This is a genomic window from Neobacillus sp. SAB-20_R2A (assembly GCF_049568635.1).
Taxonomy (GTDB): domain Bacteria; phylum Bacillota; class Bacilli; order Bacillales; family Cytobacillaceae; genus Neobacillus; species Neobacillus citreus.
The window spans coordinates 3029766-3045491 of record NZ_CP145895.1; the positions used below are offsets into that span (position 1 = coordinate 3029766).

Annotated in this window: 8 protein-coding genes, 19 tRNA genes and 4 rRNA genes; 2 read left to right on the forward strand and 29 right to left on the reverse strand. The window is 46.0% G+C overall.

The annotated features are described in order from the left end of the window. Positions 1-27: 27 nt before the first annotated feature. From V5M37_RS14685 to V5M37_RS14815, 27 genes are all read right to left on the reverse strand, one after another. Positions 28-1494: an FAD-linked oxidase C-terminal domain-containing protein gene (locus V5M37_RS14685; RefSeq protein WP_423797960.1), complete on the reverse strand. Its 1467-nt coding sequence runs from the start codon at positions 1492-1494 to the stop codon at positions 28-30. Next, positions 1494-2846 (reverse strand): (Fe-S)-binding protein, encoded by a 1353-nt coding sequence (locus V5M37_RS14690; protein ID WP_423797961.1) that lies wholly within the window; start codon positions 2844-2846, stop codon positions 1494-1496. Before V5M37_RS14690 ends, V5M37_RS14685 begins: the two co-directional genes overlap by 1 nt. A gap of 2 nt (positions 2847-2848) precedes the next feature. Then, positions 2849-4159 (reverse strand): FAD-binding oxidoreductase, encoded by a 1311-nt coding sequence (locus V5M37_RS14695; RefSeq protein WP_423797962.1) that lies wholly within the window; start codon positions 4157-4159, stop codon positions 2849-2851. Positions 4160-4245: 86 nt separating this feature from the next. Further along, positions 4246-4935: a FadR/GntR family transcriptional regulator gene (locus tag V5M37_RS14700; protein ID WP_423797963.1), complete on the reverse strand. Its 690-nt coding sequence runs from the start codon at positions 4933-4935 to the stop codon at positions 4246-4248. Between the two features lie 487 nt (positions 4936-5422). Beyond that, positions 5423-5539 (reverse strand): 5S ribosomal RNA (gene rrf, locus V5M37_RS14705). Between the two features lie 21 nt (positions 5540-5560). After that, positions 5561-5642 (reverse strand) — tRNA-Leu (locus V5M37_RS14710). Between the two features lie 6 nt (positions 5643-5648). Beyond that, positions 5649-5722: transfer RNA gene (locus V5M37_RS14715), tRNA-Cys, on the reverse strand. Between the two features lie 7 nt (positions 5723-5729). Next, positions 5730-5804, reverse strand: a tRNA-Gly gene (locus V5M37_RS14720). Between the two features lie 4 nt (positions 5805-5808). Then, positions 5809-5883: transfer RNA gene (locus V5M37_RS14725), tRNA-Gln, on the reverse strand. Between the two features lie 4 nt (positions 5884-5887). Then, positions 5888-5961 (reverse strand) — tRNA-Gly (locus V5M37_RS14730). A 6-nt stretch (positions 5962-5967) separates the two neighbouring features. After that, positions 5968-6043, reverse strand: a tRNA-His gene (locus tag V5M37_RS14735). A gap of 23 nt (positions 6044-6066) precedes the next feature. Then, positions 6067-6139 (reverse strand) — tRNA-Phe (locus V5M37_RS14740). Between the two features lie 7 nt (positions 6140-6146). After that, positions 6147-6223: transfer RNA gene (locus V5M37_RS14745), tRNA-Asp, on the reverse strand. A gap of 3 nt (positions 6224-6226) precedes the next feature. After that, positions 6227-6300, reverse strand: a tRNA-Met gene (locus V5M37_RS14750). A 117-nt stretch (positions 6301-6417) separates the two neighbouring features. Next, positions 6418-6510, reverse strand: a tRNA-Ser gene (locus tag V5M37_RS14755). Between the two features lie 12 nt (positions 6511-6522). After that, positions 6523-6599 (reverse strand) — tRNA-Met (locus V5M37_RS14760). A gap of 22 nt (positions 6600-6621) precedes the next feature. Further along, positions 6622-6697: transfer RNA gene (locus tag V5M37_RS14765), tRNA-Ala, on the reverse strand. Between the two features lie 16 nt (positions 6698-6713). Beyond that, positions 6714-6790 (reverse strand) — tRNA-Pro (locus V5M37_RS14770). 15 nt (positions 6791-6805) lie between these two features. Further along, positions 6806-6882, reverse strand: a tRNA-Arg gene (locus V5M37_RS14775). A gap of 56 nt (positions 6883-6938) precedes the next feature. After that, positions 6939-7023: transfer RNA gene (locus tag V5M37_RS14780), tRNA-Leu, on the reverse strand. Between the two features lie 21 nt (positions 7024-7044). Next, positions 7045-7120: transfer RNA gene (locus tag V5M37_RS14785), tRNA-Thr, on the reverse strand. A 5-nt stretch (positions 7121-7125) separates the two neighbouring features. Further along, positions 7126-7201 (reverse strand) — tRNA-Val (locus V5M37_RS14790). 5 nt (positions 7202-7206) lie between these two features. Continuing rightward, a tRNA-Glu gene (locus V5M37_RS14795) sits at positions 7207-7281 on the reverse strand. Between the two features lie 19 nt (positions 7282-7300). After that, positions 7301-7391: transfer RNA gene (locus V5M37_RS14800), tRNA-Ser, on the reverse strand. A 120-nt stretch (positions 7392-7511) separates the two neighbouring features. Then, a 5S ribosomal RNA gene (gene rrf, locus V5M37_RS14805) occupies positions 7512-7628 on the reverse strand. 87 nt (positions 7629-7715) lie between these two features. Beyond that, positions 7716-10650 (reverse strand): 23S ribosomal RNA (locus V5M37_RS14810). A 205-nt stretch (positions 10651-10855) separates the two neighbouring features. Further along, a 16S ribosomal RNA gene (locus tag V5M37_RS14815) occupies positions 10856-12405 on the reverse strand. Together the 16S, 23S and 5S rRNA genes with 19 tRNA genes alongside form the textbook arrangement of a ribosomal RNA operon. Before the next feature lie 529 nt (positions 12406-12934). Between V5M37_RS14815 and V5M37_RS14820 the strand changes: the two genes are divergently transcribed. Then, on the forward strand, positions 12935-13219 hold the full coding sequence (locus tag V5M37_RS14820) for a DUF3219 family protein (protein ID WP_423797964.1): 285 nt from the start codon (positions 12935-12937) through the stop codon (positions 13217-13219). 18 nt (positions 13220-13237) lie between these two features. Continuing rightward, a complete protein-coding gene (locus V5M37_RS14825; RefSeq protein ID WP_423797965.1) occupies positions 13238-14233 on the forward strand; it encodes an LLM class flavin-dependent oxidoreductase in 996 nt (331 codons plus the stop codon). Between the two features lie 77 nt (positions 14234-14310). On the opposite strand, the gene V5M37_RS14830 is transcribed toward V5M37_RS14825, so the two are convergent. Together V5M37_RS14830 and V5M37_RS14835 are read right to left on the reverse strand one after the other, a co-directional pair. After that, positions 14311-14505 carry an SE1832 family protein gene (locus V5M37_RS14830; protein WP_213146023.1) on the reverse strand — a complete coding sequence of 65 codons (195 nt, stop codon included), beginning with the start codon at positions 14503-14505 and terminating at the stop codon, positions 14311-14313. Positions 14506-14640: 135 nt separating this feature from the next. Further along, positions 14641-15600 carry an aldolase catalytic domain-containing protein gene (locus V5M37_RS14835; RefSeq protein ID WP_423797966.1) on the reverse strand — a complete coding sequence of 320 codons (960 nt, stop codon included), beginning with the start codon at positions 15598-15600 and terminating at the stop codon, positions 14641-14643. Positions 15601-15726: the final 126 nt, after the last annotated feature.

Here is a 15726-nt window from a genome sequence, read left to right on the forward strand (position 1 = left end):
TGAGCGGGAACTTCCATGCCGTTAAAATTAGGATGTAATAGCAGTTTCCTTTTCTTTTAGATCCCTCTTAATTTCCACGCATCGCCCCGGCATCGGGAATAGTTTTCCGGCATTTAATAGATTATCAGGATTGAAGACCTCTCGAACATCTGTTTGTGCGATAATTTCTTCATCGGTGAAGACGAAGCGCATTTCTTCTCTTTTCTCAATTCCGACGCCGTGTTCACCGGTGATAGTACCGCCCACATCTGCACAAGCCTGCAAACAGGCACTTCCGGCTACCAAAGCCTTTTCACTTTGCCCGGGAATTCTGGCATCAAAAAGAACTAACGGGTGCAAGTTTCCATCTCCCGCATGAAAAATATTCGCAATCCGGAGTCCGGATTCTTCACTAATTTTGTTAATTCTATTTAGAACTTCCGGCAGTTTGCTGCGAGGGATAACGCCATCCTGTACTAAATAATCAGGAGAGATCGCGCCCATAGCACCGAAACCTGTTTTCCGGTTCGCCCACCATCTGCCGCGTTCCGCCTCATCCTTTGCTGCTCTGACCTCACGTACGTTCCTTTTTTTGCAGACGTCAAGAATTTGATTAATTTGCTCATCCAAACCAGCTTCAATACCATCTACTTCAATCAGAAGCACGGCTTCGATATCCTTAGGATGCCCGACTGGGAAGGCGGCTGCCTCAACCCCTTCAATCGCTGTTTTGTCCATCATTTCTAGAGCGGCTGGGACAATCCCTGCAGAAACAATATCGGAAACAGCCTGTGAGCCGTCTTCCACTTTATCAAAATAAGCCAGCACCGTTTTCTTTGATTCAGGGTTTTTTAGGATACGGACCGTAATTTTGGTAACAATCCCTAAAGTTCCTTCAGACCCTGTTAATAGCCCGAGTAGATCATAGCCCGGCTCATCAGGAATGCCGTTGGCTCCAATTTCAACAATCTCACCGTTTGGTAAAACAATTTCGAGACCAAGGATATGGTTGGTTGTTACCCCATATTTTAAACAGTGAGCACCTCCGGCATTTTCTGCAACATTTCCACCGATTGTACAGCAATACTGACTGGAAGGATCTGGCGCATAATAGTAGCCCTTATCAGAAATGGAGTTCGTCAGCTTTAAATTGACGAAGCCTGGTTGAACCACAGCGCGGCGATTCTCGAAGTCAACACTTAACAGCTTTTTCATTCGAACTAAGCTAATAATGACCTCACCATTTAAAGGGATGGCGCCGCCACTTAAGCCTGTTCCTGCCCCACGTGCGAGGAATGGCAGCTGATTTTCTGCGCAATATTTCACTAGGGCAGCCACTTCCTCAGTGTTATTCGGGAATACAACGGCTTTGGGCAAATGCCTGTGTAATGTGAAGCCATCACAGTCATATGCGATGAGATCTTCCTTATTGTAAATAATCGACCGGGTGTCTCCTACGATCCTTGCAAGATTTAAAATATGCCGATCGGTTGATTTGATTCCCTTGACCGCCATTAGAGTTCCCCCTTGCCGTCTTCTTTTTGGTAAGCCCAATCGAGCAGCTGAACTGTGTGGACAATCTTTTGATTTCTGCCATGCTTTTGTACACCCATTGCCATCTGGAGCATACATCCTGGGTTCCCCATCGAAATCATTTCAACATCATCCGGGACATTTTGCATTTTGTTTTCAAGGACGGCAGAAGCCATTTCCGGATTCGTAATATTGTAGATTCCCGCACTGCCGCAGCAACGGTCCGAATTTGGCATATGAACCATTTCCACTCCAGGAATATTGATCAACAGATCGCGCGGTTCTTGACGGATCCCCTGTCCATGCGCCAAATGGCAGGCATCGTGATAAGTAATCCGAGTTTTTAATTCCGCTTTTGGTATTTCGTAGCCTGTATCATAAAGGTGTTTCGAAATGTCCTCTACCTTCGCAGAAAACTCTTCCGCCTTTTCATGCCATTCAGGATCATCCTGGAATAACTCAGGATATTCCTTTAAGGCACAGCCACAGCCAGCTGCATTGACAATCACCTTATCTGAATCCTTAAATGCCTCGATATTTTGTTTTGCCAGCTTTCTTCCCATATCACGGTCCCCCGCATGGACATGCAGTGCTCCGCAGCAGGTTTGGTTCTTCGGAATCGTTACATCATTCCCGTTACGGGTTAAAACGTTAATCGTTGCTTCATTAATATCACTGAACATCACGTCCATCACACAGCCTGTTAAGAATGCCACCTCGCGCTTTGTTTCCCCTTTGGACTTAATGACATTGACATCTTTGTATTTTTTTCGAACAGGCTCTTTGACCTCGGGCATGATCGCTTCCATATCGACAAGATGCTGCGGCATGATATTAATCAGCTTTGACTTTCTTACAACCTTTTGCATACCGCTCTTTTGATAGAATCGCAGCAGGCTTCCAAGTTTATTGAGGCGATTTTGATGCGGGAATAATCCCTGCAGGAACACCTTGCTTACCGCACCTTTTACGCCTGTTAACGGCATTGCTTGGCGAATCTGGCCGCGGGCCTCTTCAATCAGTCCGCCGACTTCCACATCCGCTGGACAGGCAGTTGTACAAGCACGGCAGTCAAGACAAGCGAAAACAGGATCCATAAACTGTTCATTGACAGTGAGCCGTCCTTCCGCCACCGATTTAATCAAATGGACGCGGCCGCGCGGAGAATGTTGCTCCTGACCAGTAATTTCATAAGTTGGGCATGATTCCAAACACATACCACAATGTACACAATCTGCCCATTTGCTTTCATCTGGGTGATCCTTCGCCAGATAATTACTTAAACTAGTTGTGCATGCTGGGTCTTTCTTTAAATCTGCTTCTATAAGACTCATCATTAAATCCCTCCCACAAATCGTTTAGGATTAAGAACTCTATTTGGGTCAACCTTGGATTTGATCCCTTCTAATAGGAAGAAATGTGATGGCTTTTTACCCCAGGTGTCAACTTCCTGTCTTAACGCAAAAGGTAAATGATTAATGACGGTGTACCCGCCAAGTTTTGTGGACAATTCTCTTGTTTGCTGAATGGCTGAAATGATATCGTCCTTTGAACCGCTAAGATTAATTTGACATAAGCCATGGCCTAATCCGCCATGCGCTTCGACATCTAAGTTGTGAGAATCAATAAGGAGATGACTTTCTTTTACGACGTGCGATACATCCATGTTAATGACACCAATTTTCAAAGAAGCCTGTGTTGAATCTGTGGAGGAGTTTGGTGAAAGTGAGTAAAATTTGTTCCAAAAAGACTGTGCTTCTTGTTGAGAAAGAACTTTCAATTCTGAATGGGCCGGCTGAATGCTTTGGATAAAGCTCTCTTGATAGCGTACCGATTTTTCAACATCCTCTAGACTAACCGCGATTGTGTAACAGTCATGGCCAATCAATCTTTCTGACAATGCTGGACTAAGCAATTCCAGCGTTACGGGTTCCATCGTAGAATCTAGAAGCTTGGTAGCAAACGCCCTGATTTCTTCCATATTTCCTTGTGGGAATAATACTAAATTCAAACTTTCATATTTAGGGAGCGGTCGAAGCTTTACGGTTACTTCTGATATCACACCGAGCGTACCCATCGAACCGATAAACAATTTATTCATATCATAACCGGCGACGTTTTTGACCACTCTTCCGCCTGAACGAATCACTTTACCATCTGGATAAACGATTCTTAGCCCAATGACAACATCTCTTGAAGAGCCATAACCCAATCTTTTGGGACCGCTATCATTCGCTGCGATAATCCCCCCAATCGTTGCAGATTCTGGGCAATAAGGATCAAGTGAAATTTTTTGCTTAAACTGTGCCAAATACTCCTGCAATTCCTTGAAATTGGTACCGGCCTTAACAGTTAACGTCATATCGCCCACGACATGTTCTACAATACCCTTATAGTTTGATAGCGAAAGTAAAATATCGGCTGATTCAGTTAAACCGCCAAATCCCTTTTTGGTTCCATTGCCTTCTACGTTTACCTTTTTACCATTATCATTGGCAAATTTAAGAATGCTTGCTATTTCTTCTTCTGTTTGCGGAAACACCTTGACTATACCGCTATTTCCCAGCGGATGGTTTTTATCTCCTTCGATGACTTGCTCTTGTGATAGAATGGCCTGTAACTCTGTTAAAAGTTCTGTGGTAATCACTACCAACACCTCCTAGTTGCATAATAAGCAACTTAGTTTCTGCTATTTCTTAAAAAAAATGAAATCACTTTGTCGGCCTGCTTAGCCTACTGTAAGACAAGACTGTTCAAAAGCTCTTTCTCGACGTAATCCAAGTGTTCCATCATCATCTGTTTCGCATTCTCAGGTTTTCCTAGCTTAATGGATTCATAGATTTTAAAATGTTGTATTTCCATCATCTGAGCAGTGGTTGGGTTTTTCTTAATATAGTGGTGAAAATCAATCATGGCGTTCTTCATCGTTGTTGAGATAAATTCTAAAAGTTGAATAATGATATCATTTCCTGCCGCTTTGGCAATGGCTGTATGTAACAGATAATCTGAATCCCACCCATTCATAGTTGGGTTGGCGAAGATTTCTGCCATTAACTGCAGATCTTCTTCTTTTCTATGTATAGCGGCAAGCTCAGCAATCCCTGGTTCTAAGATCTTTCTAACTTGATAAAGTTGACTGATATCTCTTGGTTGGGTGAGCAGCAAATGATTGTTGAAGAGTCTCGTTGAGTCAAATTCCAAAATATATGTTCCTTCTCCCTGCTTTACATCGACAATACCTTTTCCTTTTAAAGTCGTAATAGCATCACGGACTGCGGAACGGCCAACACCAAACATTTCACATAGTTCCCTGACCGAAGGAAGCTTTTCTCCCACCTGAAACGTACCGGATCTAATCATCTCCTCGATTTGCTCAGCAACAGAATCGGACACTTTCTTAGTCGAGATCTTTTGTATATGCAAACATCTCCCCCCTTCCTTTCAGATATCACATATCTGACAAGTTACAACGATTACCTATATTAAACCATCTTTAACAAAAAAGTTCAATTAATTTTCTGAATAAATTATTTTTTTATAAAATTCAGTAATGATGCATGGGGACGGTTCTATTGCCTCAAATGATGGGCGGAGACGGCTCAAGACTAAGAAGGTAAGGTTCGGACAGTTCCGATTCTTTTTTAAGCGATTTTGTCCGAAGGTGCCCCAGATTTGGACACTTCCACTCCTTTTTAAAGCGATTTTGTCCGAAGGTTGCACAAGTTCGGACGCTTCCACCCCTTTTTCGCCCAATTTTGTCCGAAGACTGCACATCAAGTACTTCAGACTTTTTAAAACCTTGGTAGAGAGTATTTCCAAGTGATCTTGGACGATATTACTGCATCAAAATTTCAGTCATTACGCTTTACTTCAAAAAAAAGACAACCATTTCAGGTTGTCTTTTTGGTTTGCCCGGCGGCGTCCTACTCTCACAGGGGCTTTTGCCCCAAATACCATCGGCGCTGAGAAGCTTAACTTCCGTGTTCGGGATGGGAACGGGTGTGACCTTCTCGCCATTGCTGCCGGACATGTTTTTATTTAGATATGATACCGGTGGTCGGGGTCGAACCGACACTCCTCACGGAACACGATTTTGAGTCGTGCGCGTCTGCCAATTCCGCCACACCGGCATGATTTGGAGGCGGCAACCGGATTCGAACCGGTGGTAAAGGTGTTGCAGACCTGTGCCTTACCACTTGGCTATGCCGCCATATTTTTGGAGCGGAAGACGGGATTCGAACCCGCGACCCCCACCTTGGCAAGGTGGTGTTCTACCACTGAACTACTTCCGCATATTGGCTGGGCTAGCAGGATTTGAACCTACGAATGACGGAGTCAAAGTCCGTTGCCTTACCGCTTGGCTATAGCCCAATAATGGAGCGGGTGATGGGAATCGAACCCACAACAACAGCTTGGAAGGCTGTGGTTTTACCACTAAACTACACCCGCAATAGATGGGGCGGCTGATGGGAATCGAACCCACGAATGTCGGAACCACAATCCGATGCGTTAACCACTTCGCCACAACCGCCGTGATGTTTTTAAAAATAAAGGTGGCTCAGGACGGAATCGAACCGCCGACACAAGGATTTTCAGTCCTTTGCTCTACCGACTGAGCTACTGAGCCACTTTAGTGGCGGTCTGGACGGGACTCGAACCCGCGACCTCCTGCGTGACAGGCAGGCATTCTAACCAACTGAACTACCAGACCGGATTGCGGGGACAGGATTTGAACCTGTGACCTTCGGGTTATGAGCCCGACGAGCTACCGGACTGCTCCACCCCGCGATAATAAGAAATATTTAGAAACGATATACATAAAGCTTACGTCTGACTGTATCAATCTTCAAAAGTATATTCAAAAAAGAGTTCAATTGATACACTCTAAAATAAATAACAGTCTTATGGCGGAGGAAGAGGGATTCGAACCCCCGCGCGGTTTAACCCGCCTGTCGGTTTTCAAGACCGATCCCTTCAGCCGGACTTGGGTATTCCTCCGTAAAACATATTTGGTAGCGGCGGAGGGGATCGAACCCCCGACCTTACGGGTATGAACCGTACGCTCTAGCCAGCTGAGCTACACCGCCAACATTCATTTATAATATTCAATGGTGGAGCCTAGCGGGATCGAACCGCTGACCTCCTGCGTGCAAAGCAGGCGCTCTCCCAGCTGAGCTAAGGCCCCATAAGTTTTTAAAGAATGGTCGGGAAGACAGGATTCGAACCTGCGACCCCTTGGTCCCAAACCAAGTGCTCTACCAAGCTGAGCTACTTCCCGAACTATAAAATTTGATGGCGCGCCCGACAGGAGTCGAACCCATAACCTTCTGATCCGTAGTCAGACGCTCTATCCAATTGAGCTACGGGCGCATTATTTGTTATTTTGAAAAATTGGAGCCTACCACTGAACTACTTCCGCAAATAAATGGTGCGGGTGAAGGGAGTCGAACCCCCACGCCCGAAGGCGCCAGATCCTAAGTCTGGTGCGTCTGCCAATTCCGCCACACCCGCAAAAGAAGTAATTATTTGAAGTGGTGCCGGCTAAAGGACTTGAACCCTCAACCTACTGATTACAAGTCAGTTGCTCTACCAATTGAGCTAAGCCGGCATATATGGTGGAGGATGACGGGATCGAACCGCCGACCCTCTGCTTGTAAGGCAGATGCTCTCCCAGCTGAGCTAATCCTCCATTTATGGTGACCCCTACGGGATTCGAACCCGTGTTACCGCCGTGAAAGGGCGGTGTCTTAACCGCTTGACCAAGGGGCCATTTAGAAAAAGTTTATTATGGCGGAGAGCAAGGGATTTGAACCCTTGATACGCGGTTAACGTATACACGATTTCCAATCGTGCTCCTTCGGCCACTCGGACAGCTCTCCATAATATGAAAGAAGCGACAGTGAATATCTTCTCACATCTCTACTTTTATAACAATGACTAATTTCTTCCAAATTCATTATAGGGGAAGAAAAAAGACAGAAAGTAAAATTTCTGTCTTAGCCCGGCAGCGTCCTACTCTCACAGGGACTTGCGTCCCAACTACCATCGGCGCTGAGAAGCTTAACTTCCGTGTTCGGGATGGAAACGGGTGTGACCTTCTCGCCATTGCTACCGGACCTATTGAATTAAGGGTTTCATTCCCTCAAAACTAGATAACGCAGAAGAAGTTTAGTAAAAACGAGTTCACCTTACTTAATTATGACTTGGTTAAGTCCTCGATCGATTAGTATCAGTCAGCTCCACACGTCACCGCGCTTCCACCTCTGACCTATCAACCTGATCATCTTTCAGGGATCTTACTAGCTTGACGCTATGGGAAATCTCATCTCGAGGGGGGCTTCATGCTTAGATGCTTTCAGCACTTATCCCGTCCGCACATAGCTACCCAGCGATGCCTTTGGCAAGACAACTGGTACACCAGCGGTGCGTCCATCCCGGTCCTCTCGTACTAAGGACAGCTCCTCTCAAATTTCCTGCGCCCACGACGGATAGGGACCGAACTGTCTCACGACGTTCTGAACCCAGCTCGCGTACCGCTTTAATGGGCGAACAGCCCAACCCTTGGGACCGACTACAGCCCCAGGATGCGATGAGCCGACATCGAGGTGCCAAACCTCCCCGTCGATGTGGACTCTTGGGGGAGATAAGCCTGTTATCCCCAGGGTAGCTTTTATCCGTTGAGCGATGGCCCTTCCATGCGGAACCACCGGATCACTAAGCCCGACTTTCGTCCCTGCTCGACTTGTAGGTCTCGCAGTCAAGCTCCCTTGTGCCTTTACACTCTGCGAATGATTTCCAACCATTCTGAGGGAACCTTTGGGCGCCTCCGTTACACTTTAGGAGGCGACCGCCCCAGTCAAACTGCCCACCTGACACTGTCTCCCACCCCGATCAGGGGTGCGGGTTAGAATTTCAATACAGCCAGGGTAGTATCCCACCGACGCCTCCACCGAAGCTGGCGCTCCGGTTTCTCAGGCTCCTACCTATCCTGTACAAGCTGTACCAAAATTCAATATCAGGCTACAGTAAAGCTCCATGGGGTCTTTCCGTCCTGTCGCGGGTAACCTGCATCTTCACAGGTACTATAATTTCACCGAGTCTCTCGTTGAGACAGTGCCCAGATCGTTACGCCTTTCGTGCGGGTCGGAACTTACCCGACAAGGAATTTCGCTACCTTAGGACCGTTATAGTTACGGCCGCCGTTTACTGGGGCTTCGATTCAGAGCTTCGCTTGCGCTAACCCCTCCTCTTAACCTTCCAGCACCGGGCAGGCGTCAGCCCCTATACTTCGCCTTGCGGCTTTGCAGAGACCTGTGTTTTTGCTAAACAGTCGCCTGGGCCTATTCACTGCGGCTCTTCGGGGCTATTCACCCCAAAAAGCACCCCTTCTCCCGAAGTTACGGGGTCATTTTGCCGAGTTCCTTAACGAGAGTTCTCTCGCTCACCTTAGGATTCTCTCCTCGCCTACCTGTGTCGGTTTGCGGTACGGGCACCTTTTATCTCGCTAGAGGCTTTTCTTGGCAGTGTGGAATCAGGAACTTCGGTACTATAATTCCCTCGGCATCACAGCTCAGCCTTATGGCAAGCGGATTTTCCTACTTGCCAGCCTAACTGCTTGCACGCACATATCCAGCAGTGCGCTTACCCTATCCTCCTGCGTCCCCCCATCACTCAAACGATAAAGAGGTGGTACAGGAATATCAACCTGTTGTCCATCGCCTACGCCTTTCGGCCTCGGCTTAGGTCCCGACTAACCCTGAGCGGACGAGCCTTCCTCAGGAAACCTTAGGCATACGGTGGATGAGATTCTCACTCATCTTTCGCTACTCATACCGGCATTCTCACTTCTAAGCGCTCCACCAGTCCTTACGGTCTAGCTTCAACGCCCTTAGAACGCTCTCCTACCGCGGACACCACAAGGTGTCCACCCACAGCTTCGGTGATACGTTTAGCCCCGGTACATTTTCGGCGCAGAGTCACTCGACCAGTGAGCTATTACGCACTCTTTAAATGGTGGCTGCTTCTAAGCCAACATCCTGGTTGTCTAAGCAACTCCACATCCTTTTCCACTTAACGTATACTTTGGGACCTTAGCTGGTGGTCTGGGCTGTTTCCCTTTTGACTACGGATCTTATCACTCGCAGTCTGACTCCCACGGATAAGTCATTGGCATTCGGAGTTTGTCTGAATTCGGTAACCCGATGAGGGCCCCTAGTCCAAACAGTGCTCTACCTCCAAGACTCTAACTACGTGAGGCTAGCCCTAAAGCTATTTCGGAGAGAACCAGCTATCTCCAAGTTCGATTGGAATTTCTCCGCTACCCACACCTCATCCCCGCACTTTTCAACGTGCGTGGGTTCGGGCCTCCATCCAGTGTTACCTGGACTTCACCCTGGACATGGGTAGATCACCTGGTTTCGGGTCTACGACTACATACTAATTCGCCCTATTCAGACTCGCTTTCGCTGCGGCTCCGTCTCTTCAACTTAACCTCGCATGCAATCGTAACTCGCCGGTTCATTCTACAAAAGGCACGCCATCACCCATGAACGGGCTCTGACTACTTGTAGGCACACGGTTTCAGGATCTCTTTCACTCCCCTTCCGGGGTGCTTTTCACCTTTCCCTCACGGTACTGGTTCACTATCGGTCACTAGGGAGTATTTAGCCTTGGGAGATGGTCCTCCCTGCTTCCGACCGGATTTCACGTGTCCGGCCGTACTCAGGATCCACTCAGGAGGGAACGAAGTTTCAACTACAGGGCTTTTACCTTCTATGGCTGGCCTTTCCAGACCGCTTCATCTACCCCGTTCCTTTGTAACTCCATGTTGAGTGTCCTACAACCCCGAAAGGCAAGCCTTTCGGTTTGGGCTGTTCCCGTTTCGCTCGCCGCTACTCAGGGAATCGCGTTTGCTTTCTCTTCCTCCGGGTACTTAGATGTTTCAGTTCCCCGGGTCTGCCTTCAATACCCTATGTATTCAGGTAAAGATACTGCTCCATTACGAACAGTGGGTTTCCCCATTCGGAAATCTCCGGATCGGCGCTTACTTACAGCTCCCCGAAGCATATCGGTGTTAGTCCCGTCCTTCATCGGCTCCTAGTGCCAAGGCATTCACCGTGCGCCCTTTCTAACTTAACCTAAAAGGTTTTACTTACTCTTAAAAATAAGAGAGAAAAACTAAAATGGCGATTACTCGGTTCTTACTTGGTTACTTCTTCTTTTACGATTATCTAGTTTTCAAAGAACGAAAGTTTTGAGAGATTGTTCTCTCAAAACTAAACAAACAAGAAACAATCAAACAAACATGTATTGTCTGGCTCATATGTCCAGCTTATATCCTTAGAAAGGAGGTGATCCAGCCGCACCTTCCGATACGGCTACCTTGTTACGACTTCACCCCAATCATCTGTCCCACCTTAGGCGGCTGGCTCCTTGCGGTTACCCCACCGACTTCGGGTGTTACAAACTCTCGTGGTGTGACGGGCGGTGTGTACAAGGCCCGGGAACGTATTCACCGCGGCATGCTGATCCGCGATTACTAGCGATTCCGGCTTCATGCAGGCGAGTTGCAGCCTGCAATCCGAACTGAGAATGGTTTTATGGGATTGGCTCCACCTCGCGGCTTCGCTGCCCTTTGTACCATCCATTGTAGCACGTGTGTAGCCCAGGTCATAAGGGGCATGATGATTTGACGTCATCCCCACCTTCCTCCGGTTTGTCACCGGCAGTCACCTTAGAGTGCCCAACTGAATGCTGGCAACTAAGATCAAGGGTTGCGCTCGTTGCGGGACTTAACCCAACATCTCACGACACGAGCTGACGACAACCATGCACCACCTGTCACTCTGTCCCCCGAAGGGGAAATTCCTATCTCTAGGAGTGTCAGAGGATGTCAAGACCTGGTAAGGTTCTTCGCGTTGCTTCGAATTAAACCACATGCTCCACCGCTTGTGCGGGCCCCCGTCAATTCCTTTGAGTTTCAGCCTTGCGGCCGTACTCCCCAGGCGGAGTGCTTAATGCGTTAGCTGCAGCACTAAAGGGCGGAAACCCTCTAACACTTAGCACTCATCGTTTACGGCGTGGACTACCAGGGTATCTAATCCTGTTTGCTCCCCACGCTTTCGCGCCTCAGCGTCAGTTACAGACCAGAAAGCCGCCTTCGCCACTGGTGTTCCTCCACATCTCTACGCATTTCACCGCTACACGTGGAATTCCGCTTTCCTCTTCTGCACTCAAGTCCCCCAGTTTCCAATGACCCTCCACGGTTGAGCCGTGGGCTTTCACATCAGACTTAAAGGACCGCCTGCGCGCGCTTTACGCCCAATAATTCCGGACAACGCTTGCCACCTACGTATTACCGCGGCTGCTGGCACGTAGTTAGCCGTGGCTTTCTGGTCAGGTACCGTCAAGGTACCGGCAGTTACTCCGATACTTGTTCTTCCCTGACAACAGAGCTTTACGACCCGAAGGCCTTCATCGCTCACGCGGCGTTGCTCCATCAGACTTTCGTCCATTGTGGAAGATTCCCTACTGCTGCCTCCCGTAGGAGTCTGGGCCGTGTCTCAGTCCCAGTGTGGCCGATCACCCTCTCAGGTCGGCTACGCATCGTCGCCTTGGTGAGCCGTTACCTCACCAACTAGCTAATGCGCCGCGGGCCCATCTGTAAGTGTCAGCCGAAACCGACTTTCAACCTTCCCTCATGCGAGGGAAGAATTTATCCGGTATTAGCTCCGGTTTCCCGAAGTTATCCCAGTCTTACAGGCAGGTTGCCCACGTGTTACTCACCCGTCCGCCGCTAACCACCAGGAGCAAGCTCCCAGTGATTCGCTCGACTTGCATGTATTAGGCACGCCGCCAGCGTTCGTCCTGAGCCAGGATCAAACTCTCCAATAAAGTTGAGTTGATTAGCTCAAAAATGTTACGTTGGCTTCGTTTCAAACGAAACGAATATTATTGTTTGTTGACGTTTTTGTTTGTTTAGTTTTCAAAGAACTATCTTTGTCACTTGTTTAAGCGACAAGGGTTATAGCATATCGCATTTCTACTAATCTATCAACCATCATTTTCTTCCAATTTAAGAAGTTAATGATTTATTTCAAAAGCGACATTTATTATATTAACACATACATTTTTATATCGCAAGAAAAAGTTTTTAATTTCTTGAAACCATCTAAAAATGTATCATGTCTTCTGTCACTCGTGTAAGTGACGGATTTATAATATATCGCGATTTCCATTTATCTTCAACCTGAAATTTTTACCAAATAATGAACGATGTATGTGCTAAGAAATTTAGAAATGAAATGGGCTTATATTATATAAGAAGACTATTGTTATTTTTAATCTGACGGTCCAATTCATTTGCTCCCCTATTGGCCCAGTGCTATTATTTTTTCATAATAACAAAAAAGGTGTGGTGTCATTGGTTAATGAAATCATCTTAAATAATACTTCCATTCGTGTAGACAAATATAAACAAAAGCTTGAGAACGGTTTACATAAAATTGTTATTGAATTTAAAGTGACGAGTGAGGAGTATCACGACACTGCAGTGTTGCTGTATGAAGGATCTTTTGATGTAAAAGTTCCTGAAACTGGTTTAGCGTTTAAAGGTACCATTCAACAATATTCCACTTCTGTCACGAATCTCTATGAAAAAGGACAAGTAGGAATTTTTGCATTGACTTTGCTCGAAGTGAAGAATTAAGAAAGAAGGCTTAGTGCAATGAAATTAAGCATACTAGATTTATCTCCCATCTCCTCCACCCAAACAGCAAAAGAGGCATTAAATGAATCGTTGAAGCTAGCCCAAGCAGGAGATGAGTTAGGTTACACACGGTATTGGATTTCCGAACATCATGATTTGCCGGGTCTGGCCTGCTCGGCTCCTGAAGTGATGATCAGTTATATTGGCGCCAACACCAAACGGATTCGCCTCGGTTCTGGGGCTGTATTATTGCCGCATTATAAACCATATAAAGTGGCCGAGGTTTATAATATGCTGGCCACTCTATATCCAAATCGGATTGATATCGGTATTGGGCGTGCACCTGGCGGATCAGCGGAGGCAACAAATGCTTTATCCGATAATTTTTTACAACAGGTTTGGAAAATGCCTGACTTAGTAAAAGTACTGCTTCACTTTTTAAAAAATGATTTTCCTGAAGATCACGAGTTTTCAAAACTAAAGGCCTCTCCCCTGCCGGAAGTGCCGCCGTTGCCGTGGATTCTTGGTACAAGTAAAAAAAGTGCCCACCTTGCTGCTGAACATGGCTTGGCATATGCATTCGGCCAGTTCATGAGCGACAAAGACGGAGCAGACATTATCCAACAATATCTTGATGCCTTTCAAGCTAACAAACACGGGCAATCCCCTCAGGTATTGTTAACTGTTTCAGTGGTTTGCGCGGAAACGGCCGAAAAAGCTGAAGAAATCGCATTAAGTAATCTAATCTGGGCATTACAGAAGGAAAAAGGCGAAGGCCAATTTGTGCCCTCTATCCAGGAAGCCAAGCAATACGAACTCAATGAAAAAGAACTAGAAAAATTAGCAGCGATGAAAAAGAGAATGATCATTGGCAATCCACTGGAGGTAAAAAAGAAACTTGAGCAGTTACAAGCTTCATATAATGCGGATGAAATTATGATTTTAACGATTACACATTCTCCGAAGGATCGCATCGAATCCTATAGACTCATCGCTGAAAAAGTGGTTTTATAACTATTTAATACGCATCTATTAAAACTTTGATACAAGAAAAGAGACCATCATTTCGATGGCCTCTTGAACTTAAGTTACTATTTTTGTGTTTGCCCCGCTATTTTTCGTAATAATTGATTAAGAGAATTCAATTCCTCTTCAATTTCAGATAGTCGTTTTTCCAACGGGGCTATGTTTCCTTTTACATACTCTAATTTTTCAAGATTATGTTGCAGTTGTAAGTATTCGTCTTTCAACTCTAAAATTTTATACTCAATCTGTTTTTTATCCATTATTGGTTTCACTCTCCATAAGTCTTAATTCTTCTTTCTATGATTACAAATCCGATGTGTTTTCACTACTATTCTGCCCAGTTGCTTTCATCCCCAAAAAAAGAACCGCCCGCAGGCGGCTGTAAATGTAATAAACTACCTAGAAGTTGTAGCTAAAGTTGCTTCAGGTGTTGTTACCTTGTCATAGAAGTCAACGAATTGGTCGCGCTCGTCACTATTTCGATAAGCCATTGCCACCCGTGGATGCTCATTAAGGACACCAGAGATCATATAAGGAATGATATAGCCCCATTCCCACTTTTCTCTCATTTCTAACATATGCTTTTCGATTACACCCAGTAACGGTTTTAGTTCATAGCTTGGTTTTTTTATGTAGCTGACAAGAAGCTCTGTATTGCAGTTCCCTGCCGCCCGTCCCATGCCGTAAACAGATGAATCCAGGAAGGTAACTCCATTTTGATGTGCTGTCAAGGTATTAGCAAATGCTAACTGCAAATTGTTATGTGTATGAATACCAAGCTGCTTGTTAGGGAGCATTGCTTGAAACTTTTTCACTTGATGTGCAATATCAGCCGGGTCTAAGCTTCCAAAAGAGTCCACGATATACACAACATCGACTGGACTTTCTTTGACCATTTCCATGGCTTCAATAAGCTTCTGTTCAGGCACACTAGATAAAGCCATAATATTGAGAGATGTCTCATATCCTAAATCATGGAACATTTGGACAAGCTCCAGGCCCTTGTCCACTTCACGGATATAGCAGGCTACCCGAATCATATCCAACACACTTTGCTCGCGAGGCAGGATATCGTTGGGATCGACACGGCCAATATCTACTAATGCAGATAGCTTCGTGAATTTTTTCTCAGGAATGATTTCTTTCAGAAAATGATCATCTAAAAATCTCCATGGATTAGGCTCAGTTGCGTTCAGCAGCTTAGCGGAGTTTTTGTAGCCAATCTCCATATATTCAACGCCAGCCGCACTTAGTCCATTATACAAGTCCTGGACAAATTCGATACTGAAATCCCAATTGTTTACTAAACCTCCGTCACGGATCGTACAATCTAAAATTTTGCTGCGATGTTCCATAATTTTAAATTCCCCCTGTGGTTATGCTCATTCGTCATAATTTGAATATATATACCATGAATCTTTTAAAGGTGTCAAACTTACATGTCAGCCGTTCTAAAAATATTTGATAAAATTGTTAAAGTA